We start from the raw sequence: 25,084 nt of genomic DNA on the forward strand, positions 1-25,084 counted from the left end.
ATTCAGACAAAGTTTTATTTTATGAACTTCAAATCATATTTCAATGATTCCTCTGATCCATGATATGAATGGAAAAAAAGTCGTGATTTTTGGCGGAGGAGAGGTAGGATTTCGAAAAGCATCATTTTTTTATCCCGAATCTGACATCTATGTTGTAAGCAGAACATTCTATAAAAAATTCAACAGCATAAATATTACAGCAATAGAAAAAGAACTAAATGACGCAGAGGACAATTTTTTTTTGGATATAATCAACGAAAGTTTTTTAGTTGTTGCGGCAACTTCTGATCAAAATTTAAATAACCATATAGGCAGGTTATCAAAAAAAGCAGGTATTTTGTTTAACAATGCTGATGGTAATACAGGAGATGTAATGATTCCTTCTGTTATTTCAGGCAAAAATTATATGATTGCAATATCAACCTGCGGTAAAAGTCCCGGAATGTCAAGATATATAAGAAAAAGTCTTGAGGAGAGATTTCCAGACCTTGATGAAATGATATCTCTTCAAAGTGAAGTCCGGGAATTATTAAAGAAAAAAGAACCCGTGCAAAAGAGAAGGAATGAAATTCTGCGCAATATAATATATGATGAAAAAGTCTGGGAAGAATTAAAAAGAGACTGGAATTCAGCGTTAATTTACATACAGGAGAAATATTTTCGATGAACAGCAAACTTCTCACATCAGTTGCCTGTGCAGGCCTGACACATCATGAAGCAAATATAGAAAAATTAGAGGAATTTCGTTTTTCTGATGAAGAGCAGTTTTTACAGGATGCAAGAGAGCATTTCAAAGGTGTTGTCCTGCTACAGACCTGTAACAGGGTTGAGATATTTGTTCAGGGTGAATCCATGGCTCTTGAGAATTTTCTCGAGTCTAAAGGAAGAAGTGGGTTTTGGACTCTGGAAGGCTGTAAAGCGCTGACACACCTTCTCAGACTTGCTTGCGGAATGGACTCAATGATTGTCGGAGAAGATCAAATTATAGGTCAGTTGAAAAAGGCTTTGACATTCGCACATGAGGTAGGCGTCTGCAGTCAGGTTCTTGATTTGTGCATAAATAAGGCAGTTCATACAGGAATAGAGGTCAGGAAAAGAACTCATATAAATAACGGTGCTGTATCGATAGGCTCAGCAGCTGTAAAACTTGCAGAAGAATTATTAGGAAGCCTTGAAGGGCGGCACATCCTTGTAGTCGGCGGCGGTGAGATGGGAAAACTTGTTGCACAGGCTCTTGCGGCTAAAAATTTAACTGCAATTTATGTGACCAACAGAACTTTTGAGACTGCAAAGCGCCTGGCAGAAGAAATTGGCGGAAAAGCCGTAATGATGGATGAATTATATCATTACATATCATTATCCGATGTTGTTATCTCATGCACTGCCGCACCACACCCTGTCATCCACTGTGAGCCTTTACGTGAGATAATAAACAGACAGAGATGGCCTATAGAAGAAGTAAAAAAACCCTTAATCCTCATAGATATTGCCCAGCCGCGTGACATTGAGGAGAATGTTTCAGTGATTGAGGGAATAAAATTATTCACAATTGATGATCTCAGAAGTGTAAGTGAAAAAAACATGAAATCCCGCCGGCAGGAGGCTTTGATGGCAGAAGCGTTTTTAATTGAAGAATCAAAGCATTTCATAACTCTTCTGAACAGAGCGTGTGCCAATGAAACTCTAGGAGATCTTCATACATGGGCAGAGTCCATCCGTATTCGGGAAAGAGACAAAGCACTTGCACGGGTAAACAACGCTGATGAAAGAATAAAGGATATTTTTGATGACTTCTCAAAAGTTTTAATGAAAAAACTTCTTGCCGATGCCACATTTGCAGTGAGAAGCTGTGCAGAATACGGCGATCTGGAGACAGCAGATAAACTTGTTCTTGCGATTACAAGAGGAAAAAGACCATGTTCCCCGAGAGAAGACTTAGAAGATTAAGAAAAAGAAACCTTCAGCCATTGTTCAAAGAGACAGTGCTGACAAAAGATGACCTGATAGCGCCTTATTTTTTTGACGAGACAATAACCCAAAAAAAGCCTATTGATTCAATGCCCGGGCAATACAGATATCCTGTTTATCAGGCAGGTAATATTGCTGAAAAATTAAAAAAGCAAGGAGTCAGAGCTATGCTTTTGTTTGGAATTCCCAAAGAAAAGGATGCTGCTGGAACCTCGGCATGGATAGAAGACGGGGTAATACAAAAAGCAGTATTTGAAATTAAATCAAAAGTGCCTGAAATGGTTGTGATAACTGATGTTTGTGCATGTGAATATACAGATCACGGCCACTGTGGAATAATCGGTGAATCCTGTGGCGGCTTAAAAGGAGACAGTCTTGATCTTTTAAATGATGAATCACTGGATATTATGGCACAGATTGCAGTATCCCATGCAAAAGCCGGCTGTGATATTGTAGCACCGTCATGCATGCTTGATGGTATGGTTATGACTATAAGAGATGCTTTGGATGATGAAGGATTTGAGGAAATTCCAATAATGTCTTATTCAACAAAGTTTTCAAGTGCATTATACGGACCATTCAGGGATGCCGCTGACTCAAAGATGTCGTTTGGAGATCGCTCAACATATCAGATGGCGTATGAAAATCCAAGAGAAGCTTTTTTAGAGTCTAAACTTGATTTAATGGAAGGTGCTGATATCCTGATGGTCAAACCGGCCGGATTTTATCATGATATAATTAATAAGGTATCATCTCTTGGATTACCTGTTGCTGCATATCAGGTGAGCGGTGAATATTCGATGATAAAAGCTGCTTCTGAAAAAGGATGGATTGATGAGAAAAAAATTGTAATGGAAAGTCTGATTGCAATCAAACGTGCAGGTGCAGATTTGATTATTACATATTATGCAGAAGATGCAGCGAGGTGGATTGATGAAAAAAAGTAAAAGCAGTGAATTATTTGATACAGCAAAGAATCTGATGCCCGGTGGTGTCAGCAGTCCTGTGCGTGCGATAAAGCCGTACCCGTTTTATACAAAAAAAGCTGGTGGCTCAAAGATAATAACAGAAGACGATGAGATTTTAACAGATTGCTGTATGGCTTATGGTCCTCTTCTTTTAGGACACAGCCCGCAGTGTGTAAAAGAGGCAATTAGAAATCAGGTCGAAAAAGGCTGGATATATGGAACACCTTCTGAGACTGAGATAAAACTTGCAAAAATAATAATCCGGGATTATCCTTCAATTGATATGTGCAGGTTTGTTTCAAGTGGTTCTGAAGCAACAATGGCGGCAATAAGGCTGGCCCGTGGTTTTACTAAAAAGAAGGATATTATAAAGATTGAAGGCGGTTTTCATGGTGCACATGACGGAGTTTTGATACAGGCCGGTTCAGGTGCAACAACAATGGGCGTTCCTGATTCTGCAGGAGTTATTCCGGATATAGTATCCCATACTGCTCAGGTGCCTTATAATGATTTGGAATCTTTAGAAAGCATCATCTCTAAAAGTGATGATATTGCGGCATTTATAATAGAGCCTGTAATGGGAAATGTCGGCCCGATTCTTCCGGGGGATGATTATCTTCAGGAAGTCCGGAAAATAACAAAAGAGAATGATGTTCTTTTAATCTGCGATGAAGTAATATGCGGATATAGGGTAGGAATAGGCGGTGCACAGGTAAAATACAATATATCACCTGATCTTACAACCCTTGGAAAGATTGTCGGAGGTGGTCTTCCAATTGGTGTTTTTGGCGGAAGAAGGGATATTATGGAGATGGTTGCACCGGCAGGGCCTGTATATCAGGCAGGAACATTCAGCGGCAATCCTCTTTCGATGAGTGCCGGAATTGCAATGCTTGAATATATCCATAAAAACTCATTGATTTATCAGAAATTAGATGAGAATACAAGGATTATCCATGAATCAATTCCTAAGGGACATTCCTGTTCATTTGTAAGGCTTGGTTCGATGTTTAAGCTGTTTTTCAGAGATTCTCCTCCGAGAAATTATATTGAGGCAAAACAAAGCGATACACAAAAATTTGGAGAGTTTTGGAAGAAGATGTTAAAAGAAGGAATTTTTCTTCCGCCTTCTCAGTTTGAGACCAATTTTATCTCATCTGCCCATACCGATGAAGATATAGAAAAAATTGCCGGAGCATATAGCAGATGTCTTTGAAGGTTGGAACACGTGGTTCACGCCTCGCAATGGCTCAGACAAATCGTGTCTGCGATATGCTTGAAAAAAAGGGGATTGAAACTGAAATAGTAGTGATAAAAACAGTAGGTGATGACAAGACAAATGTTCCTCTTCATAAGGTGGGAGGACAGGGAATATTTGTCAGAGCCCTTGATGATGCAATTATTAATGGTGAAATTGATTTCGCAGTTCACAGTATGAAAGATATTCCGGCAAAAAGGCCTGATGGGGTAAAAACCTGTGCTGTTCTAAAAAGAGATTCACCATGCGACTTTCTGGTGCACAACTGCCCTCTTGAAGAGATAAAAGTTGTTGGAACTTCAAGTACAAGAAGAAAAGCCCAGCTTTTAAGGGGCAATCTGAATCCAGAGATAAAAGAGCTTCGCGGCAATGTTGATACAAGGCTTCGGAAGCTTGAAAATGGAGAATATGATGCAATAGTTTTGGCAGAAGCCGGAATGGAGCGCCTTGGTCTTAATCTTCCTGGAACAAGACTGATTCCCCAGTGGTATGTTCCTTCTCCAAATCAGGGCATAATAGCAGTTGTATGCAGAGACGATTCTGATTTGTACTCTACACTCTCAGTTCTGGATGATCCTAAAACAAGGCGTGATTCAGAGGTAGAGAGGTCTGTGATGGAAGAGATTGGCGGAGGCTGTTTTACACCCCAGGGTGTCTACTGCGAAGATGGCTTTTTGATTGCCGAAGTTTTATCACTTGACGGGAAAAGATATGAAAGAATAGAAGACAATGGCGAAACTGTTGAGGAAGGCAGGCTAATCGGGAGAAAACTTCACGAAATTGCATTTGATTTAATAGAAGAGGCACGTCAGAGTCTTGGGATTGAAGACCATTATTACAATAATAATTAAGGAATAGTTAGATGACAGGCAAAGTTTATCTTGTTGGTTCAGGTCCGGGAGGTCTTGGACTCATGACCTTTCGCGCAAGGGAAGTTATTGACAGTGCTGATGTAATTTTATATGATCAATTGCCCGGAGAAGAGGTTTTAGCCTCACTTCCTGATGTTGAAAAAATTGATGTTGGAAAATACGGCGGGAAACATACAAAAGAGCAGGATGAGATTGAGAAACTGATGGTTAAATTTGCACAGGAGGAGAAAACTGTTGTGCGTTTGAAAGGCGGAGATCCTTTCCTGTTTGGCCGCGGCGGAGAAGAGATGGAAACTCTTCGCAAATATGGCATCCGTGTAGAGATGGTGCCTGGTGTTACAAGCGCAATTGCAGTTCCGGAATGTGTAGGAATTCCTGTTACGCACAGAAAATTTGCATCACAGGTTACTTTTTTAACCGGTCATGAGGATCCAAAAAAAGAGGAGTCGGCTATTAACTGGAAGTGGCTTGCAGATTCTCCTGGTACAATTGTAATTTTAATGGGTGTAAAAAACCTGCCTGATATTACAAAGACTTTGATTGAAAATGGTATGGATGAGAAAAAGCCTGTTGCAATTATAGAACGAGGCCTACGTCCTGACCAGAGAGTCACTATAGGTAATCTTGATACGATATCTCTCATAGCCGGAGAAAAAGGCGTAAAACCTCCGGCAATTATTGTAATCGGTGAGGTTGTAACACTCTTTGATGAAGAATGAATTTTTATAATCCAGGTATCATGAAATCCAGATATCATAAAATTTGTGTTTCATGAATTATTTCATCAAAAATCTATTTTTCCGGTATAAGTGCATTTACCATGAAAACCAAATCTGATTTTCATGAAACATTGCATGAAAAATTAGTTTCATGAACGTTTTTTTAAAAAACACTGCATATATGAGTGAAATTAACAGAATTTAACAGAATGATTAAAAAAATTGTTTCTTCTAATCTTTTTAATTGTTTTTATATTCAGGCAAAATCTTTTAGGATATCATGAAGATAGAAGTTGTTTGTTCCAAGTTTTCCATCATAGTTACCGGCACCAATATACAAAACACCTTTTTCTTTTACAGCCGCTAAAATTCCATTTTTCATTGCTTTTTCAATAAAATCTTCATTAAGGCCGTTAATTACAATTTCATATATTGAATTTACATCTTTTGGTACAAGTGTATCTGGAATTTTATCCCTTAAAGTCGGGCAGAATCTGTGATTTGTGCTTGCAGACATTGGAAATTTGTAATTTTTGCTTGCAACCTTAGAACCTGAAGAGACGATTCCTCCGGGGAATCCTGCAATAATTCCTTCACTGTTTTCGAACGCCCTTACAGCGGCCTTTGCACCGGCAAGTGCTGCTTTTTGTGAATTACCCATGATAAAAAAATTTCCGCCTGCAATTCCTTTAACAGCACCAAAATTTTCCTCACCAATGAATCCTCCCTGCATAACAGGAATTTTCCAGCATTTTCTGCCTCCAATTATACAGCGTGATTCATAAGAATCGCCAAAATAATGCATTCTTGTAGAAAATCTGGTTGTAGCTTTGGGAAATCCGTCAAATACAGATGCAGTTGCGGCAGTAAGTATACACTGCCCGATTCTCGAAGCTACATTCTCCCGCATATTTTTTCGTGCTGTACAAATAAAAATTGAAATTCCCGGTCTATTGTCAGGAGTTTCCTCAGGAGAATACATTCTTTCAATTCCCGCCTCACAGGGACATGCTATGGCTGAAGTTGCAAATCCTGTTGCTTCTGTTGCGGCAATTTTTGCCAGTTCATAATCATCTGCCGTAATGATTATTCTTGAAAACCATATCGGAAATGCTTCTGCATATGTATCTATTATTTCGACTCCGTTTATCTGCATATTTTCATTCTCCTGACATACGATCTAATATTTTTATTTTTCAAATCTAATCTTTTTTAAATGCAACACCATTTTCTGTGATAACAAAATCCATTGGCACATCATTATCTTCCAGAGGCACTTCATCAGCCTCCTGACATGCGAAAGCCAGGGCAATTTTTATGACATCAGGATATTTTTCAAGGAATCTGTCGTAATATCCTGATCCATATCCGAGACGACCGCCTTTTTTGTCGAATGCAAGCATTGGAAGAATTACAATATCTACAGCTCCATCTGGAACAGGAATTTCATTTCCGATTGGTTCAGGAACACCAAAAGTACTTGGAACAAGATCTGCTAAATCTTTTACATAAGAAAGTCTTAAACTGACGTCTTCTTTAACGATAATTGGAACTACAAGAGGGTTATTGTTTTCAAGAAGCATTTTTAAAAGGGGTTTTGTGTCAACTTCGATATCCTTGGAAGCAAAGCCCATAACAGTCTGTCCCGGCCTTATAATTGAAAAAACATTTTTGCAAATAATCTCACTTTTTAAGGCACGTTCTTCTGGTTTAAGCAGTTCTCTTCTTTCCCGCATGATGTTTCTAAGCTTATTTTTCTGTTCGCGCATGTTGATTCTCTCTCCTGTTTTAATATTTAGTTTTAATTGTAGCGGCTATACTATAAGAGTTCTAAGGAAAAAAAGGTATTAATCATTCATATCCTATCGGATCTTCTTCAGCAATCTCCTCAATATAGATCTCCTCATCAATCAGATCAATTTCAAATCCGCCAATTACAGGCGCAATCTGGTTATAGATAAAAGAAAAAGCCGTACATATTATGCATCCAAAAAAAGATATGAAAAGGGTAAAAATTAACATCTCTGTTAAAAGTGAAATTAAAATATCAGTTCCTGAGATGATGGAATAATCTGTAAAATATGTATTTTGACTATATATTGCGGCCGGAACCGTAAATATAACTGAAAAAATGACACCTGCTATAAAAGAGATTACAGCAGATACTTTTGCAGACGAGATTACGCTAATATAGAGAATTTCAGTCATTTTCTTTATTACCAGTATGTGTCATTGCAAAATATGCCGCACCATAAAGTGGTGCAAATCCTTCAAGACTACTTAATTTAATATCCGGCATGTCCAGGTATCTGTCAGTATATCTGTTTATTCCATTAATAATAACATCACTGTTGTTTTGGACAACCGGCCCGTCAAGGATTATTATATCCGGAGAGTAGGCCGCAATAATTGTTGATATTCCGTGGCCGTTAATTTTTGACAGTTCGTCAGCGAATTCATAAAAAATCTCTGTATTTTGAGAAGCATTTCTAAGAATGAATTCGGGGGTTATTTCTTCAGGAATTTTTGGATTGTATCTCATGTCGCTGCAGAACGCTTTGAAAAATGCAGGGATACCAGTTCCTGAAGAATATGCTTCCCAGTGGCCAAAACCCCCGCATCTGCAGTGAAGAGAGTATTTGCTGTCAACAAAAAAATGTCCTGCTTCTCCGGCATTTCCTTTTTTTCCGGAAAGGTGATTTCCATCAATATATGCTCCTGCACCAATTCCTGTTGAAAATGTGATATATACAACATCTTTTTTTAAAAGATTTCTATCAGCAAAAATTTCGCCCAGGACTCCTGAACGGCAGTCATTAATCAGAAAAACATCTTTTGAAAATTCCTCTTCAAGTGGTTGTTTGATTTTTATTTTTGGAAAATTCATGTTTGGAGAATTTATTATCTCTCCACTTTTTGTATTGAGGGAGCCTGCAGATGAAACCCCAATACTTTTAACGGAGGTTATTTCACTCGCTGACAATTCCGAGCGGATAAGGGATATTATCAAATCTGAGATAACATCTCCGGAATTACCGGTATTTGGAGTTTTTGAAACTTTATATTTTAAGATCCTTTTTTTAGAAAAAAGAGAAACTCTGGTGTGTGACGCGCCTATATCAATAGCTATCACATTGGAATTTGTATCATTCATCTGTTTTATCTCTGATTTTCCCCATAAATTTAATTTGTTTAATTTTATTAATTTTATTAATTTTATTGTTTTATGATTAATTTTACAGATATTTTTGTATCTCTTCCCTAATCATAGGCAGAGATATTCTTCCGATTGGAGTTTTATTTCCGTTAATGATAATCAGGGGGATTGGAGGGTGATCTTTTTCAATAATTTCAATTACATGTTTTGGCACTTCATCGTCAATCAATGTCAGAATACATTCAACATTATTGCCGTATATATGTGTAAGACGCTCTTTTAATGCATCAAATGCTTTTATTAGTTCTTCAGAAGGTGCACATTTTTCAAGTTCGCATGTCCTGTCACCATCACATGGAAAAGGTCCGCATGGAGAGTCCTGAAATCCAACAACTTCGATTGTTACTTTTTTCATATAACTAATTTAGTAATTATTAGTATATTGAATTTGCAATATTGAAAATTTAGTAATATTTTAATCTTAGAAGTATATTTATGTGAGTACTATAATGTTTATAATTAGCAAAAACTGAAAATTTTCTGAATTAATGGTCAGAATTTAAAAAATTCAACTGACACTAAGGATTATATTTAATTATCACATATAAAGAGTAATAGTTTAAAGAGTAATTTTACAATGACAGATGCGGATTTTGAGACACTGAAGAGGTCAATAGAAAAAATCCTTGGAATTCAATGTCGCTGTTATAAGGAAGATTATATTAAAAGGCGTTTACTTTCAAGGATGCGTATTACCGGAAAAGAGAGATATAAGGATTATAATACTCTGCTGATCTCCGATAAAAATGAACAGGAGCTTTTAAGAAATGCTCTTACAATCAATGTCACCAAATTTTACAGAGACAAAGAGGTTTTTGATCTTTTAAGAACAGAAATTTTCCCCGATATAATCAGAAGTAAAGGGCGAATGAGAATCTGGAGTGCAGGCTGTGCAACCGGAGAAGAGCCATATACACTTGCTTTAATAATAAATGATTTAACCCGCTTAAAGCCTGATGTTCAGGTTACTATATTTGCAACTGATATCGACAGGGAAGTTTTGAAAAAAGCCAAAGATGGAATATATGAAAAAAGGTCACTTGAAAATTTGTCTGAAAGTCAGATAAGAAGACATTTTAATGAAACAGGTGATGGTAAATTTGAGGTTAAAAACCATTTAAAAGAGATGATAAGATTTTCACATCATGATCTAATGAGTGGAAAACCTGCTACAAATTATCTTGATATGATTTTATGCAGAAATGTAACTATCTATTTCACTGAAGAGCAGAAAAACGATCTTGCAAGAATGTTTCATCCGGCATTGATCTCTAAGGGTTTTTATGTGATGGGAAAAACTGAGTTCATGGGTCGCGAAGTAGAACAATTATATGAGCCTTATAATGCTCTTCAAAAAATTTATACAAAAAATTAACACTAAAATTAATATTTTTTTCTTTGATTTTGCTGAATGATAAAATATCTGTTGATTAATGAAAAATCTGATAAATAATTTGATTTTATAGTCATTAATCCAATCCATTTTGAGTCAGTAATAATTATAGCAGAAAACGTTTTATCAGCTGTTGGAATCAGTTGTTATTCTAATGATTTCTGCTAATTATTTCTGAATTTTAAAATTTATTATCAAAAGTATATTATTTTACCCTGATAACCAGGTCTTAATGATAACATTTTCATAATAATATCTTCTTGAGAACTGACGTATGAAAAACTGGTTTTATGATATTTTTAAAATTGTTTCATAAGTGTTATTTCTGTTAACACTTTGAAGCGTCTAAAATTGGTTAAGTTCTAAAAAGAGAATATAAACTTTTTTATTTTGATTTTGCGCGGCCCTGCATAGTTTTTTTGATAAAACTGATTTGAATTTATCAAGTAACAGATATGTTTAAATGTTATGCATTCATTGTAATAATGCTGAATAGATTTAGAAGAGAGGGCCTATAGCTCAGTTAGGCAGAGCGCCTGGCTTTTAACCAGGTGGTCGGGGGTTCAAATCCCCTTGGGCCCGTTTGCCACTAAATTTCAACCAAAATGTGGCGTATTTTGGTATTTTTTCGACGGTGATGCATCTGATTAAAATATTAACTTTAAACCGGGGCAAAAGATGAGCACCAATTTTTCTGTAATTAGTCATGTGATGGTACCTGACCATCAAATAATGAGTGTGGAAGAGATAGATGAACTATTCTCTTCTTACCAGATCACCCGTGATCAGCTTCCCAAAATTTACCACGATGATCCGGCGGTAAAAGAAGTTGGCGCAAAGATCAATGATGTTATCAGGATTGTTCGTATAAGCCAGACTGCAGGTCGGGCTGAAGCATACCGCATGGTCGTAAAACGGCCAAAGAAATAAATTCTTTCCAATTCAAGGGTGGTCTTATTTGTTAGATCGTAAAACATTATCCGAAGCATATTTTTCACGCGCACATGTGGCGCGACACCAGCTCGATTCATACAACTTTTTTTTGGAATATAATCTTCAGAAAGTTGTTGATGAACAAAGAGTAATTGAAACTGACATCGCACAGAGAGGTAAAGATAATGATCCTGTCTGGGTTGAACTTGGAGAAATCCGTGTTGAAAAACCAGTTGTAAGAGAAGCTGACGGTTCCCAATCCGGCCTTTATCCAAGTGAAGCGCGTCTTAGAAATCTTACCTATGCCGCACCAATTCAGCTTGACATGATTCTTGTTCAGGGTGAAGACAGGCAGGACCCTGTGACCACAACAATAGGTCAGCTTCCTGTCATGATTGGCTCAACAGCATGCAATCTTTGCGGATTGTCAGACGATGAGAGAATAGAACATGGTGAGGATTCACACGATCCTGGTGGATACTTTATAGTAAACGGTTCTGAGCGCGTTTTAATGACTCTTGAAGATCTTGCCTCAAACAAGATTATGACAGAGTTTACTGAAAGATACAATGAGCGTATCTATGTTGCCAAAGTATTCTCACAGTATCGCGGATATCGTGCTCTCGTAATTGTTGAGAGAAACAAGAAAAACCTTTTAGAAGTTTCCTTCCCGTCGGTTGCAGGTCATCTGAAATTTGTTGATCTTATGCGTGCACTTGGTTTAAATGGTGACCATGACATTGTAAACGCTGTATCAACAGATGAGGATGTTCTTACTTTTATGCTCCAGAATCTCGAAGAGAGTGAATGCGACAATACTGAAGAGGGCATAATGTATGTCGGAAAGAAACTTGCTCCAAACCAGACACGCGACTATCAGAAAAAGCGTGCTGAATTTGTTCTTGACAGCTATCTCCTTCCTCACTTAAATGAACTCATGCCGCCTGGAATGAAGGAAGATGATCCCGGATATCAGGAAGCCTGTGAAGGAGTGCGTCTTGCAAAAGCTCACTTCCTTGGAAGGATGGCAGAGGCATGTTTTGATCTTGTTCTTGACAGAAGAAGAATCGATGATAAGGATCACTACTCAAACAAGCGTTTAAAACTTGCAGGTGACCTGATGGAAGATCTATTCCGTATCTCCTTAAACAGACTTACAAGAGATGTGAAGTATCAGCTTGAACGTGCAAGCATGAGACATCGAGATTTGTCTATATCAACAGCTGTTCGTGCTGATGTACTAACGGAGAGACTTTTACATCCTCTTGCAACAGGAAACTGGGTTGGTGGCAGAACAGGTGTGTCCCAGCTTTTAGACAGAGTTGATCATATGGCTGTTGTATCTCACCTTCGCCGTGTAATCTCTCCTTTGTCACGTTCACAGCCTCATTTCGAAGCCCGTGATCTTCATCCGACACAGTGGGGAAGAATCTGTCCGTCAGAAACACCAGAAGGTCCAAATTGTGGTCTTGTTAAAAATTTTGCACAGATGGTTGAGATATCAAAAGGTGTAAAAGACGATCAGGTGATGAACAGGATGCTCTACAACCTGGGTGTTGAAGAGCTAAAAAGGGAGATCTTATGAGTCAGACTCACAAAAAATCCAGAGTATTTGTTGACGGCGCTTTAATTGGTCTTAGTGATGATCCTGTTAATCTCGCAGCTAACGTCCGCAGAATGAGAAGACGCGGAGAAATCTCTACTGAGATTAACATCTCACACAAAGAATACAATGGCGACATCATTATCCATACAGACAGAGGCAGAGCACGTCGTCCTTTAGTAATTGTTGAAGCAGGAAGACCTGTTTTGACAAATGAGGATATTGAAAAATTAAAAACAGGCGAAGCTGATTTCATGGACTTTGTAACAAAAGGCCTTATTGAATTCATTGACGCTGAAGAGGAAGAAGATCTGTTTATTGCAATAAAAGAAAGCGATCTTACCCTTGAGCACACTCATATTGAAATTGATCCATCTCTGATTTTGGGTATTGGTGCGGCACACGTTCCATTCCCTGAGCATAATGCATCTCCGCGTGTAACAATGGGTGCAGGTATGATTAAGCAGGCACTGGGATTTGGTGCTTCAAATATGAAGTTAAGACCCGATACACGTGGTCACCAGCTTCATTACGTCCAAAAACCTCTTGTTCACACACAGACATCAAGAATCATTGGTTCTGATGACAGGGCCGCAGGACAAAACCTTGTTGTTGCAATTCTTTCATATGAAGGATTTAATATTGAGGATTCACTGATTTTCAACAAAGCTTCAATAGAACGCGGAGTTGGCCGTTCTCATTTCTTCAGAACCTATGATGGAGAAGAAAGACGCTATCCGGGAGGTCAGGTTGACAAGATTCAGGTGCCTGATGAGGAAGTATCAGGTGCACATGGTGTTGACTCATACCAAAATCTCGACAGCGATGGTATCATAAACCCTGAAACAATTGTACGGGAAAAAGATGTTTTAATTGGAAAGACATCTCCGCCAAGATTCCTTGAAGAACCTTCCGGAGAACTTATCGCCGTAGAAAAACGCCGCGACACATCAGTTACCATGAGAAGCAATGAGCATGGTATAGTTGATACAGTCATTGTAACAGAGGGTGAAAACTCTTCACGTCTGGTAAAGGTAAGAACACGTGATCTTCGTGTCCCTGAAGTTGGTGACAAATTTGCATCACGTCACGGACAGAAGGGTGTTGTTGGAATTATCACACCCCAGGAAAATATGCCTTTTACCGAAGCTGGAATAGCACCCGATCTTGTCATAAATCCACATGCAATCCCGTCACGTATGACTGTTGGTCATATGCTTGAGATGATTGGAGGAAAAGTTGGTTCTTTGGAAGGAAGACGAATCAATGCAACAGCATTCAGTGGTGAGCCGGAAGAGAATATACGTGCATCACTAAAGGCTCTTGGTTTTTCACACAATGGTCGTGAAGTAATGTACGATGGTATTACCGGACGCCAGTTCCATGCAGATATCTATATTGGCGTAATCTACTATCAAAAACTGTATCACATGGTATCATCCAAGATGCATGCACGTTCACGCGGACCTGTTCAGGTCTTAACACGTCAGCCTACAGAAGGACGTGCCCGTGAGGGAGGTTTAAGATTTGGTGAAATGGAACGTGATGTCTTAATAGGACACGGTGCTGCAATGGCTCTAAAAGAGCGTCTTTTGGACGAATCTGACAAAGTTGAGCAGTATGTATGTGCAAAGTGCGGTATGATTGCATTCCTTGACAGAAACAGAAATGTAACACGCTGTCTTGCCTGCGGTAATGAAACAGACATTTATTCTGTTGAAATGAGTTATGCATTCAAACTCCTGCTTGATGAGATGAAAAGTATGGGCATTGCTCCAAGAATGCACTTAGAGGATCAGGTATAAGGAGGTTTTAAAAAAATGACAAGTCCTAAACGAGTTGGAAAGATAGAGTTCGGGCTTTTATCTCCAAAAGATATTCGCAAGATGAGTGTCAGAAAGATCATCTGGGCAGATACATATGATGATGACGGATTTCCATATCCCCAGGGTCTGATGGATCTTCATCTTGGTGTAATCGATCCTGGTCTCCGCTGTAAGACCTGTGGTAACAAAGCAAGTGAATGTCCCGGCCATTTTGGTCATATTGAGCTTGCAAAGCCTGTAATCCATGTGGGATATACAAGATTAATCAGAAAACTCCTGCGTGTATCATGCCGTGGATGCGGTCGTCTTTTACTGAGCGCTGATGAGGTTTCAAAAGTTCTCGGACCTGAAGAGGAAAGAAACGAAGACATCATCTCAGAAAAAGATATCAAAAAAGAGCGTATATGCCCATATTGCGGGGAACAACAGTTAAAAATCAACTTTGAAAAGCCTACAACATTTTCAGAGGTGATGATGGATGAAAACGGAAGGAAAGCCGAACATAAATTAACTCCTGCTGATATTCGTGCACGTCTGGAAAAAATACCGGATGACGACTTAAGGCTTTTAGGTATTAATCCTGATGTTTCAAGACCTGAATGGACCTGTTTAACAGTTTTACCTGTGCCTCCGGTTACAATGCGCCCATCTATTATCCTTGAGAATGGTCAGAGATCCGAGGATGATTTAACTCATAAACTTGTTGACATTATAAGAATTAATCAGCGCTTTAAGGAAAATCAGGATGCAGGCGCACCTCAGTTAATTATCGAAGATTTATGGGAACTTTTACAATATCACGTTACAACCTATATGGACAATGAGGTTGCCGGATGTCCTCCTGCACGTCATAGAAGCGGAAGGCCGTTAAAGACTATTTCTCAACGTCTTAAAGGAAAAGATGGTCGATTCCGTGGTTCACTTTCAGGTAAGCGTGTCAATTTCTCAGCACGTACTGTAATTTCTCCTGACCCAAACCTTTCAATTGCACAGGTAGGAATTCCGCTTGCAATTGCAAATGAGATGAGTTTTCCAATTCGTGTCACTCCGTTTAATATAGATGAAGTCCGTGCAATGGTTTTAAACGGACCTGTTCGTCCGACATTAAATTCACCCTGTGGTGCAAATTACGCAATCAGACCTGACGGCAGGCGTGTGCGTTTAACTGATCAGACAAAGGAAAACATCGCAGAGATGCTTGAGCCCGGATGGACTGTTGACAGACAGCTTAAAAATGACGATGTTGTACTTTTCAACCGTCAGCCTTCACTTCACAGAATGAGTATTATGGCTCATCGCATTGTGCTGATGGACGGGAAGACTTTCCGTTTAAATCCTGCAGTTTGTCCACCATATAATGCTGACTTTGATGGCGATGAAATGAATCTGCACGTTCCTCAGACAGAAGAAGCACGTGCAGAGGCAGAAATGTTGTGCAGTGTTACAGAAAACATTATGTCACCACGTTTCGGTGGTCCGATTATTGGCGGTATTCATGACCACATTTCAGGTATTTTTATCTTAACACATACTCTTCGCTGGTTTGATAAATCAGGAGCACTTTATCTTTTGAAATCAAGTCTTCCTGAGAATCTGCCTGAACCGGGCAAAGTTGAGGATGGAAAAGAGTACTGGTCCAACAAACAGGTATTTTCTGTAATTTTGCCAAAAAACCTCAATATGGTATACAGGGCAAGTTCCTGCATAAATTGTGATTCCTGCAAGTGCGAAGACTGTGAACGTGATGCTTACGTAAGAATTATTGACGGAGAACTCATCTGTGGTACAATTGATAAGAAATCAATTGGTGCATTTGACGGAACAATTCTTCAGAGAATCATACGCACTCATAGTCTTGATCGCGGACGCCAGTTTGTCGATGACGTAACCAAACTTTCAATTCGTGCTATCATGTTTGATGGGTTCTCATTTGGAATTGATGATGAGGATCTGACAAAGATTGAATATGGTCAGATTGATGAGGTTTTAAATACAGCAGAAGATGATGTTGCGCGCCGTATCAGAATATATGAAGAAGGTCAGCTTGAGCCAATGCCCGGCCGAACTCTTGAAGAAACACTTGAAATGCAGATTATGCAGGTTCTAGGAAAGGCCCGTGACCGTACTGGAGATATTGCAGGACGACACCTTGGTCTTTCAAACAGTGCTGTGGTAATGGCTGTAAGTGGTGCACGTGGTTCAATGCTTAACCTGACTCAGATGGCAGGTTGTATCGGACAGCAGGCTGTTCGTGGAGAGCGTATTACACGTGGTTATGATGGAAGAACACTTCCACACTTCAAGAAAGGCGACAGAGGTGCTCCTGCACATGGTTTTGTAAGGAACAGCTATAAGAGTGGTCTTACACCAACAGAATTTTTCTTCCATGCTATCGGTGGTCGTGAAGGTCTTGTAGATACTGCGGTTCGTACATCCCAGAGTGGTTATCTGCAGAGACGTATGATCAATGCTTTGCAGGATCTGAAAGTCGGATATGACGGAACTGTCAGAACATCCGGTGGAAAAATCATTCAATTCCAATATGGTGAGGATTCAACAGATCCGGCACGAAGCTGTTTTGGAGATCCTGTGGATGTGAAGGGAATTGTTGAGAGTGTGTTAAAAGAAGAGGTGGGCCGGAAATGAAAGATTCACATATTAAAATAATAGATGAAGCAAATCTTCCTGAAAAAACCAAAAATGATTTGAAAAAATATCTTTCTGAAAAAGATTTTTCAGACGAGATGTTTGATACAATCATTTCCCGTATTCAGGAAGAGTATGCAAATACCCGTATTGAGTCTTGTGAGGCAGTAGGTGTTATCGCTGCCCAGTCTATTGGTGAGCCTGGCACTCAGATGACAATGCGTACATTTCACTATGCCGGTGTTGCTGAAATTAACGTAACACTTGGTCTTCCCCGTCTTATTGAGATAATGGATGCCAGAAAAAGTCCAAGTACACCTACAATGACAATTTATCTTGCCGATGATTATTCAACAAACAGAGATCTTGCGCGTGAGGTGAGCTGGCAAATTGAGGCGGCACCGCTTCATGAATTTGGTGATATTACTACAGATATGCTGGATATGAAAGTCAATGTTCAGTTAAACCGGGATGTCTGTAAAAAGAGAAAAATTACTATTCAGGAAATAATTGAGCGTGCTCCTCAAAAAATTAAAGATAAAAACCATTATCGCGATTTTGAATTTGAGGACGATGCGGCAAATGCCAAAATTTCATTCTTACCAAAAGACAGAGAAAGTTATCAGAACCTCTTTACACTTGCTGAACACGTAAGAAAAGTGATTGTTCAGGGTATCGATGACATAGAGCGTGTGGTTGTCCGAAAGGAGAACGGAGAGTATATTCTTTATACTGAAGGCTCTAATCTTAAAGGTGTATTTGAGGTAGATGGTGTTGATACCACCAGAACCCGAACAAACAACATTGCTGAAATATCTGAAGTCTTGGGTATTGAAGCAGGTAGAAACGCAATCATAGATGAAGCATTAAGCACACTTCGTGAGCAGGGTATCGCAGTTGATGTCCGTCACATTATGCTGGTTGCTGATATGATGTGCATTGAAGGTGAAGTAAAACAGATTGGACGTCATGGTATTGCAGGTGAAAAGGAAAGTGTTCTTTCACGTGCATCTTTTGAAGTTACTGTAAATCATCTTCTGGACGCGGCAGTTGCAAATGAAACTGATATCCTTGAAGGTGTCACTGAAAATGTTATTGTCGGACAGCCCATTCAGCTTGGTACTGGTGATGTAAGACTCATTGCTAAACCCAGAGTCGATTAATTAAACAAATTTAAACTAAACCAATTAAAATTTAGGAGAATTTCAATGGATTTCGAAACGTCTTTAAGACGCGCAATTAAAACTGGCAACGTGGTAATTGGCCAGAAAGAAACAAAAGATTGTATCTCAGAGGGAAAAGCACAGATGGTTGTTGTTGCAAGCAACTGTCCTGGTGATTTTGTCTCATATCTCAAGGAACAGGATATATTTTCATATACGTATGATGATTCAAGCAAAGCACTGGGTATATCCTGCGGCAGACCTCATTTTGTAAGTGCCCTGGCAGTTATAGATGCAGGTGATTCCGACATTCTTTCCTTAAAGAGGGTTTAATTATATGGGAGAGATTGTCTTGAATGAACAGAGTCTTCAGCTGATGAAACAGTTTGAAGACATAACCGGTGCAGGAAGCCGTGACTGTATCGTTGATGAGAGAAATGAGAGACTCATTTTTGTAATCAACCCGGGAGATATGGGCCGTGCAATCGGAAAGCAGGGAACAAGCATAAAGAAGGCATCAGAAGATCTTGGTAAAAAGATTGAGGTTGTTGAGTTTTCAAACGATGCCGAACAGTTTATCAAAAACTGTTTCCTCCCTGCACGTGTCGTTTCTGTTCAGATTGAAGAGAATGATGAAGGAGAATATGTTGCAAATGTTGATGTTGAGGAAGAAGACAGAGGCATTGCAATTGGAAAAGGCGGGAAAAATATTTTCAAAGCCAATAAATTAGCAGAACGTCAGCATGATATTGTAAGCGTTCAGATTATTACAGATGAAAATCTGTAATTATTTTTAATATTACTTCTATTGTTATTCTGCATTATTGCAAATGTGCATTTTTTTGTTTTTAAAATAGTCAGCAGATTTGTCTTTGTTATGTTTTTGGATTCTTAAATAAAATCAGGGTTTGATTTGATAAAATTTTGATTTCTATTAGATGATTTGCATCGAAATACAAAAATCTGTTATCATTATTTGTGGTATGTTTTTCATTATAAAAATTTCATTAAATTATATGTCAGGAAAATTTTCATTTAATTATATTTGTAATTAGTGAGAAAATATATTATTTGGAGAAAATTATAGGTGATGTATTTATTTAAGAGTCATATTCGCGCTATCGCGCTATTGTAGTAAAAAAATTGTTCGTGAATTCTTATCAAAATTTAATGGTTTTCACTTATTCATTTTTTAAAAACTTCTAATATTTCCGTTTTATCCAAAACCAGAGTTCTTGCTCACTTAATAAATGATTATGTATAATTGTAAATGATAAATAGTGTTAATATAAACAATTAGAAAAGAGGGGTATATGTTAGATTTATTGGTTTTCTTAATTCTCTTTCCGCTTATTGCTGCAGCTTTGATGCTGGTTTTACCAAATGGCGGATTTAGGGATGCAGTTATAAAAATAGCGGCCCTTATTACGGCAGCTGCGTCAATATATCTTTTCATCCAGACTTTTGACAAAGGTATATCATATCTTACTATTGGTTCAGAACTGGTTGGAAATGTAATTCTTCTGGCTGAATTTGCTATTGCGCTGTTTATTATCGCGATAAGTCTGAAGTTTAAGCATTATATCATTGCATTACTGGCTGTTATTCAGACTGTAATTTTGGTGTATGCTGAAAAATTTGCATCAGTTGAGACCATCCTTTCAAATGAGCTTTTTGTGGATGAATTTTCAGTAATAATGGCTCTTATAATAGGTATTATTGGAAGTTTAATTTGCATTTACTCTGTCGGGTATATGAGAGGATATCATGAAAACCATACTGATGTAAAAGATCACAGAAAATTATTTTTCTTTTTGATGTTTTTGTTCCTTTCAGCGATGTTTGGCGTTGTGTTTTCAAACCATATCGTCTGGATGTTCTTTTTCTGGGAGATTACAACACTTTGTTCATTCCTGTTAATCGGCTATGCCAGAGATGAAATTGCCTGGAAAAATGCATTTTGGGCTCTTTTGTTAAACACTGTCGGAGGAGTTGGTTTTTCAGGCGCAATCCTTTTCATACTTGTCTATTCAGGAAATGGGGAGTTCATATATTTAAATAATTTAATAGCCGCAGGACCTGTCTTTGCAATGATTCCGGCTGCGTTAATCGCATTCGCCGGTCTTACAAAATCGGCACAACTGCCGTTTTCATCATGGCTTGTCGGTGCAATGGTTGCACCAACTCCTGTCTCGGCACTTCTTCATTCCAGTACAATGGTAAAGGCCGGTGTTTATGTTATTGTAAGATTTGCACCGGTTTTTGAGATGAGTATGGTTGGAGTAATAATTTCTCTTGTTGGTGGAGTGACTTTCCTTTTGGCCTCTGCAATTGCAATAGGGCAGAGTAATGCTAAAAAAGTGCTTGCATATTCAACAATTGCAAACTTAGGTCTTGTTGTTGCATGTGCAGGAATAGGAACGCAGGAAGCCGTGTGGGCTGCAATTCTTTTGATAATATTCCATGCAGTTGCAAAGTCGCTTTTATTCCTTGCAGTAGGTTCAGTTGAACATCAAAAGCATTCACGTGATATTGAAGACATGTCTGGTCTTATCTCAACAATGCCAAAAATAGCAGTAATGATGCTTATAGGAATTGCAGGAATGTTTTTGGCACCATTTGGAATGCTTATATCCAAATGGGCAACAATTCATGCTTTTGTAAATGCACTGCCGCCCTTTGGAATGCTTCTTATTGGATTAATTGCCTATGGAAGTGGAATTACAGTTTTCTTCTGGGCAAAATGGATGGGAAAATTAATAGAAGTCAAAGGCAAAGATTCGGCTCTTAAAAAAGAGGCAACATCTCCTGAGATGTTTACTTTATACAGCCTTTCCGGACTTACAGTAATTGTATGTCTTTTATTCCCGTTAATATCAGGATTTATGATTGAGCCATATTTAAAGGAAGTTTATGGTACAGTTTCAGGACTATTAAGCCTTAACAATATTTTGATAATGCTTATGATGCTTGTCTTAATCCTGATTCTTCCTTTGACTATTGGATTTTTGAGCAAAAATAAAACACTCTCTTCTCAGTATATGGGTGCAAGACCTGCTGTATTGGGCGAGAGTTTTTCAGGAAGCATGGGAATTACAAGAAATGTAACTCTTTCCAATTATTATATGGAAGAATATTTTGGAGAAGAAAAACTTTCAAAAACAGGGAATATTTTAACAATCCTTCTTTTGTTTGTTCTTGCAGGAATTATTGCTCTTATTATTTCAGGGATGGTGATTTAAGATGGTTTTAGAGATTATAACCGGTTTACCTTTCATAAGTGCAGTTCTTTTTGTAATATTTGCCCCGTTTGTTGGTGCGATAATTACAGGTCTTGACAGAAAGCTTACTGCAAGGATGCAGGGGAGAGTAGGACCTCCTGTTCTTCAGCCATTATATGATATCTTCAAGCTTTTTGAAAAAGAAAATCTGGTTGTGCACCGTTCACAAAACTTCTGGATATTTAGTTATCTCGTTTTTATACTTGTAACAGGAGTTTTATTCTTTGCAGGCAGTGACATACTTCTGGTCATATTTGCTCTTACTCTTGCTCATGTATTTTTAATTCTTGGTGCATATTCGGCAGGATCTCCATATGCTCATATTGGTGCAGAAAGGGAACTGATTCAGCTCATGGCTGTTGAACCAATGATTATTATCGCCGCTGTTGGTCTTTATGAGGTTACAAATTCGTTTGATACACTTGCAATAGTTCAAAATGCATTTGCCCCGGTAATTCTTCTTCCTGGAGTCTTTTTGGGAATGGTATATATACTGACTGTAAAATTAAGAAAATCCCCATTTGATCTTTCAACGTCACATCATGCACACCAGGAGCTTGTAAAAGGTCTTACAACTGAATTTTCAGGCTCAACACTTGGAATGACAGAAATTGCCCATTTATATGAGCTTGTATTTCTGCTTGGATTTTTGTTTTTATTCTTTGGAATGGCGGCACCTTTAATTGGAATTTTAGTGCTGATTATAATCTATTTCTTTGAGATATATGTGGACAATGCAACATCCAGGGTAAAGTGGCAGTTTGTATTGAAAAGCTGCTGGGCATTTACAGCAGTACTTGGAGTTTTGAATCTTTTTGCATTATATCTGATATGAGGTGAAAGAAATATGTCATACTTAACTAAATCTCCCTGGATAATACACTACGATGCATCAAGCTGTAACGGATGTGACATTGAAGTCTTAGCATGTCTTACACCTCTTTATGATGTTGAAAGATTTGGTATCTTAAACACTGGTAATCCAAAGCATGCTGATATATTTGTAGTGACAGGAAGTGTCAATGAGCAAAACAGAGAAGTTATAAAAAATATTTATAACCAGATGCCAAAACCAAATGTTGTAGTCGCAGTTGGAATATGTGCCTGTTCAGGCGGAGTTTTCCGTGAATGCTACAATGTAGCTGGTGGTGTTGGAGAATTAATTCCGGTTGATGTTTATGTTCCAGGCTGTGCGGCACGTCCTGAGCAAATAATTGACGGTATTGTAAAAGGAATTTCAATTCTGGATGAAAAGTACAAAAATAGCAAAAAAAACAAAAACAACAAAACGGAGGTGACAGAAAGTGACAATTGAAGAGCAGAAAAATACTGGTGTGGCAGTTGAGGATTTAGAAGCCGAAGCTCAGGCAATGTGTGATAAAGGCTACCGTCTTGTTCAGATTGGATGCGGTAAATACGGAGATATTTTTGAGATAAACTATTCATTTGAAAAAGATTATTCGTTTGAAAATCTCCGTATTACAGTTTCCGAAGGAGAAAAAGTACCAAGCATATCCAAATCGTACTGGGGCTCTTTCATATATGAAAACGAGATGCATGATCTTTTTGGAATAGAAGTCACCGGAATGAATCTGGATTTTAAAGGAAATTTAATAAAAACCTCAATAAAATCCCCATTTAATGTTAAAAATGTTACAAAGGTAAAGTCTGAAAAATCTGTTGAAGCAAAAGATGCTCAAAAAAATGAAAATGATGAGTCTGCCGGCGATAAAGAGAAAAATGAGGAGGTTAATTAATGTCAGGAAAAACAGTTGTTCCTTTTGGTCCTCAGCATCCGGTACTGCCAGAACCAATTCATCTTGATTTGGTGCTTGAAGACGAGCATGTTGTTGAAGCAATACCATCAATTGGTTATATTCATCGTGGTCTTGAAAAACTTGTTGAGAAGAGAGACTATAAGGATTATGTATATATTGCAGAGCGTATTTGCGGTATTTGCAGTTTTATTCATAGTGTTGGCTATTGTCAGGGTATAGAGAACATTATGGATATTGAAATTCCAAAAAGAGCTCAGTATTTAAGGACAATCTGGTCAGAGTATTCAAGACTGCACAGTCATCTGTTGTGGCTTGGACTTTATGCTGATTCACTTGGCTTTGAAAACCTGTTTATGAACTCATGGAGGATTCGGGAAAAGATTCTTGATGCAATGGAGGAGACTACCGGCGGTCGTGTTATTCAGGGTTCATGCAAAGTGGGCGGTGTCAGAAGAGACATAACTGATTTAAAATTAAAAGAGATGGCAAGAGATCTTGAGATATTGTCATCAGATATTGAAGACCTCTGCCATGTTTTCTTTGATGATAAAACTGTTATACATAGGACAAAAGGAGTTGGCGTATTACCTAAGGATGAAGCATATTTGCTTGGTGCTGTTGGTCCGACAGGCAGGGGAAGTGGGATTCCGATTGATATGAGAGATACAGGATACATTGCATATGGTGAACTTGACTTTTCTCCTGTTGTTGAAACTGGCGGTGACTGCTACTCAAGATGTGTTGTGAGAGCAAGAGAGCTATTACAATCCATAGATATTATTAAACAGGCCGCAGATGCAATTCCTTCCGGCGATATTGATGTGAAGGTAAAAGGCAATCCTGATGGAGAATATTTCTCAAGAGTAGAACAGCCACGTGGTGAATGTATTCATTACATAAAAGCCAATGGAAAGAAAAATATTCTTCGTGAACGTGTAAGAACACCTACACTTACAAATATTCCACCGCTTGTAAAGATGCTTGCCGGATGTGAAATGGCTGATGTGCCGGTTATTGTTCTTTCAATTGACCCGTGTATCGGGTGTGCGGAGAGGTGATGGCAGTGAAATTATTTGCAATGACTAAGACAATTTTTAAAAGACTTGGAAAAGGACCCTCCACAATTCGTTATCCTGCAGAGCCTGCAAAAAGATATGAAGGATCAAGAGGACAGATTGAAATTGTTATTGAAGATTGTATCTACTGCGGTCTTTGTAGTCGTCACTGCCCTTCAGATGCAATTTTGGTTGACAAACCTTCAAGGACATGGACTATCGACAGATTCAGATGTATTTCATGCAATTCCTGTGCAGAAGCCTGCCCAAAAAACTGTCTTAAGCTAAACAATATCTATCATGAACCTGTATTAAACGGACCATTACCTGAAAGTTTTACAGGTCCTGCAGAAGAGCAGAAAAGTTCTGCTGAAAATATTGCTGAAAATTAAAAAAAGTAAAAA

The 25,084-nt window shown here is 38.3% G+C and carries 25 protein-coding genes and 1 tRNA gene; 21 read left to right on the forward strand and 5 right to left on the reverse strand.

The annotated features are described in order from the left end of the window. The first annotated feature begins 43 nt into the window (after positions 1 to 43). From L1994_RS04930 to cobA, 6 genes are read left to right on the forward strand one after another with little or no spacing between them, the layout of a single operon-like run. Entirely contained in the window at positions 44 to 667 is a 624-nt protein-coding gene (locus L1994_RS04930; RefSeq protein WP_278100570.1) for a precorrin-2 dehydrogenase/sirohydrochlorin ferrochelatase family protein, read from the forward strand. Beyond that, positions 664 to 1,947, forward strand: coding sequence for a glutamyl-tRNA reductase (gene hemA / locus L1994_RS04935; RefSeq protein ID WP_278100571.1), 1,284 nt, complete (start codon positions 664 to 666; stop codon positions 1,945 to 1,947). The genes L1994_RS04930 and hemA overlap by 4 nt, the downstream gene beginning before the upstream one ends. Beyond that, positions 1,917 to 2,915 (forward strand): porphobilinogen synthase, encoded by a 999-nt coding sequence (gene hemB, locus L1994_RS04940; RefSeq protein WP_278100572.1) that lies wholly within the window; start codon positions 1,917 to 1,919, stop codon positions 2,913 to 2,915. The genes hemA and hemB overlap by 31 nt, the downstream gene beginning before the upstream one ends. Next, positions 2,902 to 4,152 (forward strand): glutamate-1-semialdehyde 2,1-aminomutase, encoded by a 1,251-nt coding sequence (gene hemL / locus L1994_RS04945; RefSeq protein WP_278100573.1) that lies wholly within the window; start codon positions 2,902 to 2,904, stop codon positions 4,150 to 4,152. Before hemB ends, hemL begins: the two co-directional genes overlap by 14 nt. Next, on the forward strand, positions 4,143 to 5,045 hold the full coding sequence (gene hemC / locus L1994_RS04950) for a hydroxymethylbilane synthase (protein WP_278100574.1): 903 nt from the start codon (positions 4,143 to 4,145) through the stop codon (positions 5,043 to 5,045). The genes hemL and hemC overlap by 10 nt, the downstream gene beginning before the upstream one ends. 11 nt (positions 5,046 to 5,056) lie before the next feature. Next, the gene (gene cobA, locus L1994_RS04955) at positions 5,057 to 5,785 is read left to right on the forward strand and encodes a uroporphyrinogen-III C-methyltransferase (RefSeq protein WP_278100575.1); all 729 of its coding nucleotides are present in this window, start codon (positions 5,057 to 5,059) and stop codon (positions 5,783 to 5,785) included. Between the two features lie 256 nt (positions 5,786 to 6,041). Here cobA and fhcD read toward each other — a convergent pair whose 3' ends face one another. From fhcD to L1994_RS04980, 5 genes are all read right to left on the reverse strand, one after another. Beyond that, positions 6,042 to 6,941: a formylmethanofuran--tetrahydromethanopterin N-formyltransferase gene (fhcD, locus tag L1994_RS04960; RefSeq protein WP_278100576.1), complete on the reverse strand. Its 900-nt coding sequence runs from the start codon at positions 6,939 to 6,941 to the stop codon at positions 6,042 to 6,044. Between the two features lie 46 nt (positions 6,942 to 6,987). Beyond that, entirely contained in the window at positions 6,988 to 7,554 is a 567-nt protein-coding gene (locus L1994_RS04965) for a 5-formyltetrahydrofolate cyclo-ligase (RefSeq protein WP_278100577.1), read from the reverse strand. Positions 7,555 to 7,636: 82 nt separating this feature from the next. Then, entirely contained in the window at positions 7,637 to 7,993 is a 357-nt protein-coding gene (locus L1994_RS04970) for a hypothetical protein (RefSeq protein ID WP_278100578.1), read from the reverse strand. Further along, entirely contained in the window at positions 7,986 to 8,939 is a 954-nt protein-coding gene (locus tag L1994_RS04975) for an ROK family protein (protein WP_278100579.1), read from the reverse strand. The genes L1994_RS04970 and L1994_RS04975 overlap by 8 nt, the downstream gene beginning before the upstream one ends. A gap of 82 nt (positions 8,940 to 9,021) precedes the next feature. After that, complete coding sequence (locus L1994_RS04980; protein WP_278100580.1) at positions 9,022 to 9,357, reverse strand: hypothetical protein; 336 nt, start codon at positions 9,355 to 9,357, stop codon at positions 9,022 to 9,024. 222 nt (positions 9,358 to 9,579) lie between these two features. On the opposite strand from L1994_RS04980, the gene L1994_RS04985 reads away from it, so the two are divergent. The 15 genes from L1994_RS04985 (at position 9,580) to L1994_RS05055 (ending at position 25,072) form a co-directional block, all read left to right on the forward strand. Continuing rightward, positions 9,580 to 10,377 (forward strand): CheR family methyltransferase, encoded by a 798-nt coding sequence (locus L1994_RS04985; protein ID WP_278100581.1) that lies wholly within the window; start codon positions 9,580 to 9,582, stop codon positions 10,375 to 10,377. Between the two features lie 526 nt (positions 10,378 to 10,903). Beyond that, a tRNA-Lys gene (locus L1994_RS04990) sits at positions 10,904 to 10,977 on the forward strand. 96 nt (positions 10,978 to 11,073) lie between these two features. Next, entirely contained in the window at positions 11,074 to 11,325 is a 252-nt protein-coding gene (locus tag L1994_RS04995; RefSeq protein ID WP_278100582.1) for a DNA-directed RNA polymerase subunit H, read from the forward strand. Between the two features lie 28 nt (positions 11,326 to 11,353). Then, complete coding sequence (locus tag L1994_RS05000) at positions 11,354 to 12,913, forward strand: DNA-directed RNA polymerase subunit B'' (RefSeq protein ID WP_278100583.1); 1,560 nt, start codon at positions 11,354 to 11,356, stop codon at positions 12,911 to 12,913. Then, the gene (gene rpoB, locus L1994_RS05005; protein ID WP_278100584.1) at positions 12,910 to 14,736 is read left to right on the forward strand and encodes a DNA-directed RNA polymerase subunit B; all 1,827 of its coding nucleotides are present in this window, start codon (positions 12,910 to 12,912) and stop codon (positions 14,734 to 14,736) included. Before L1994_RS05000 ends, rpoB begins: the two co-directional genes overlap by 4 nt. Positions 14,737 to 14,751: 15 nt before the next feature. After that, positions 14,752 to 17,403, forward strand: a complete 2,652-nt coding sequence (locus L1994_RS05010; protein ID WP_278100585.1) for a DNA-directed RNA polymerase subunit A' — start codon at positions 14,752 to 14,754, stop codon at positions 17,401 to 17,403. Further along, entirely contained in the window at positions 17,400 to 18,566 is a 1,167-nt protein-coding gene (gene rpoA2, locus L1994_RS05015; protein WP_278100586.1) for a DNA-directed RNA polymerase subunit A'', read from the forward strand. Before L1994_RS05010 ends, rpoA2 begins: the two co-directional genes overlap by 4 nt. Before the next feature lie 45 nt (positions 18,567 to 18,611). Next, entirely contained in the window at positions 18,612 to 18,899 is a 288-nt protein-coding gene (locus L1994_RS05020) for a 50S ribosomal protein L30e (protein ID WP_278100587.1), read from the forward strand. A gap of 4 nt (positions 18,900 to 18,903) precedes the next feature. Beyond that, on the forward strand, positions 18,904 to 19,353 hold the full coding sequence (locus tag L1994_RS05025; protein ID WP_278100588.1) for a NusA-like transcription termination signal-binding factor: 450 nt from the start codon (positions 18,904 to 18,906) through the stop codon (positions 19,351 to 19,353). A 526-nt stretch (positions 19,354 to 19,879) separates the two neighbouring features. Next, the gene (locus L1994_RS05030) at positions 19,880 to 21,808 is read left to right on the forward strand and encodes an NADH-quinone oxidoreductase subunit 5 family protein (protein WP_278100589.1); all 1,929 of its coding nucleotides are present in this window, start codon (positions 19,880 to 19,882) and stop codon (positions 21,806 to 21,808) included. 1 nt (position 21,809) lies between these two features. Continuing rightward, complete coding sequence (locus L1994_RS05035; protein WP_278100590.1) at positions 21,810 to 22,682, forward strand: complex I subunit 1 family protein; 873 nt, start codon at positions 21,810 to 21,812, stop codon at positions 22,680 to 22,682. A 12-nt stretch (positions 22,683 to 22,694) separates the two neighbouring features. Next, positions 22,695 to 23,162 carry an NADH-quinone oxidoreductase subunit B family protein gene (locus tag L1994_RS05040; RefSeq protein WP_278100591.1) on the forward strand — a complete coding sequence of 156 codons (468 nt, stop codon included), beginning with the start codon at positions 22,695 to 22,697 and terminating at the stop codon, positions 23,160 to 23,162. After that, complete coding sequence (locus L1994_RS05045; protein WP_278100592.1) at positions 23,152 to 23,604, forward strand: NADH-quinone oxidoreductase subunit C; 453 nt, start codon at positions 23,152 to 23,154, stop codon at positions 23,602 to 23,604. Before L1994_RS05040 ends, L1994_RS05045 begins: the two co-directional genes overlap by 11 nt. Beyond that, positions 23,604 to 24,683, forward strand: coding sequence for a hydrogenase large subunit (locus L1994_RS05050; RefSeq protein ID WP_278100593.1), 1,080 nt, complete (start codon positions 23,604 to 23,606; stop codon positions 24,681 to 24,683). Before L1994_RS05045 ends, L1994_RS05050 begins: the two co-directional genes overlap by 1 nt. Continuing rightward, positions 24,683 to 25,072 carry a 4Fe-4S binding protein gene (locus L1994_RS05055; protein ID WP_278100594.1) on the forward strand — a complete coding sequence of 130 codons (390 nt, stop codon included), beginning with the start codon at positions 24,683 to 24,685 and terminating at the stop codon, positions 25,070 to 25,072. The genes L1994_RS05050 and L1994_RS05055 overlap by 1 nt, the downstream gene beginning before the upstream one ends. The last annotated feature ends 12 nt before the right edge of the window (positions 25,073 to 25,084 follow it).

Source organism: Methanomicrobium antiquum (genome assembly GCF_029633915.1).
Lineage (GTDB): Archaea > Halobacteriota > Methanomicrobia > Methanomicrobiales > Methanomicrobiaceae > Methanomicrobium > Methanomicrobium antiquum.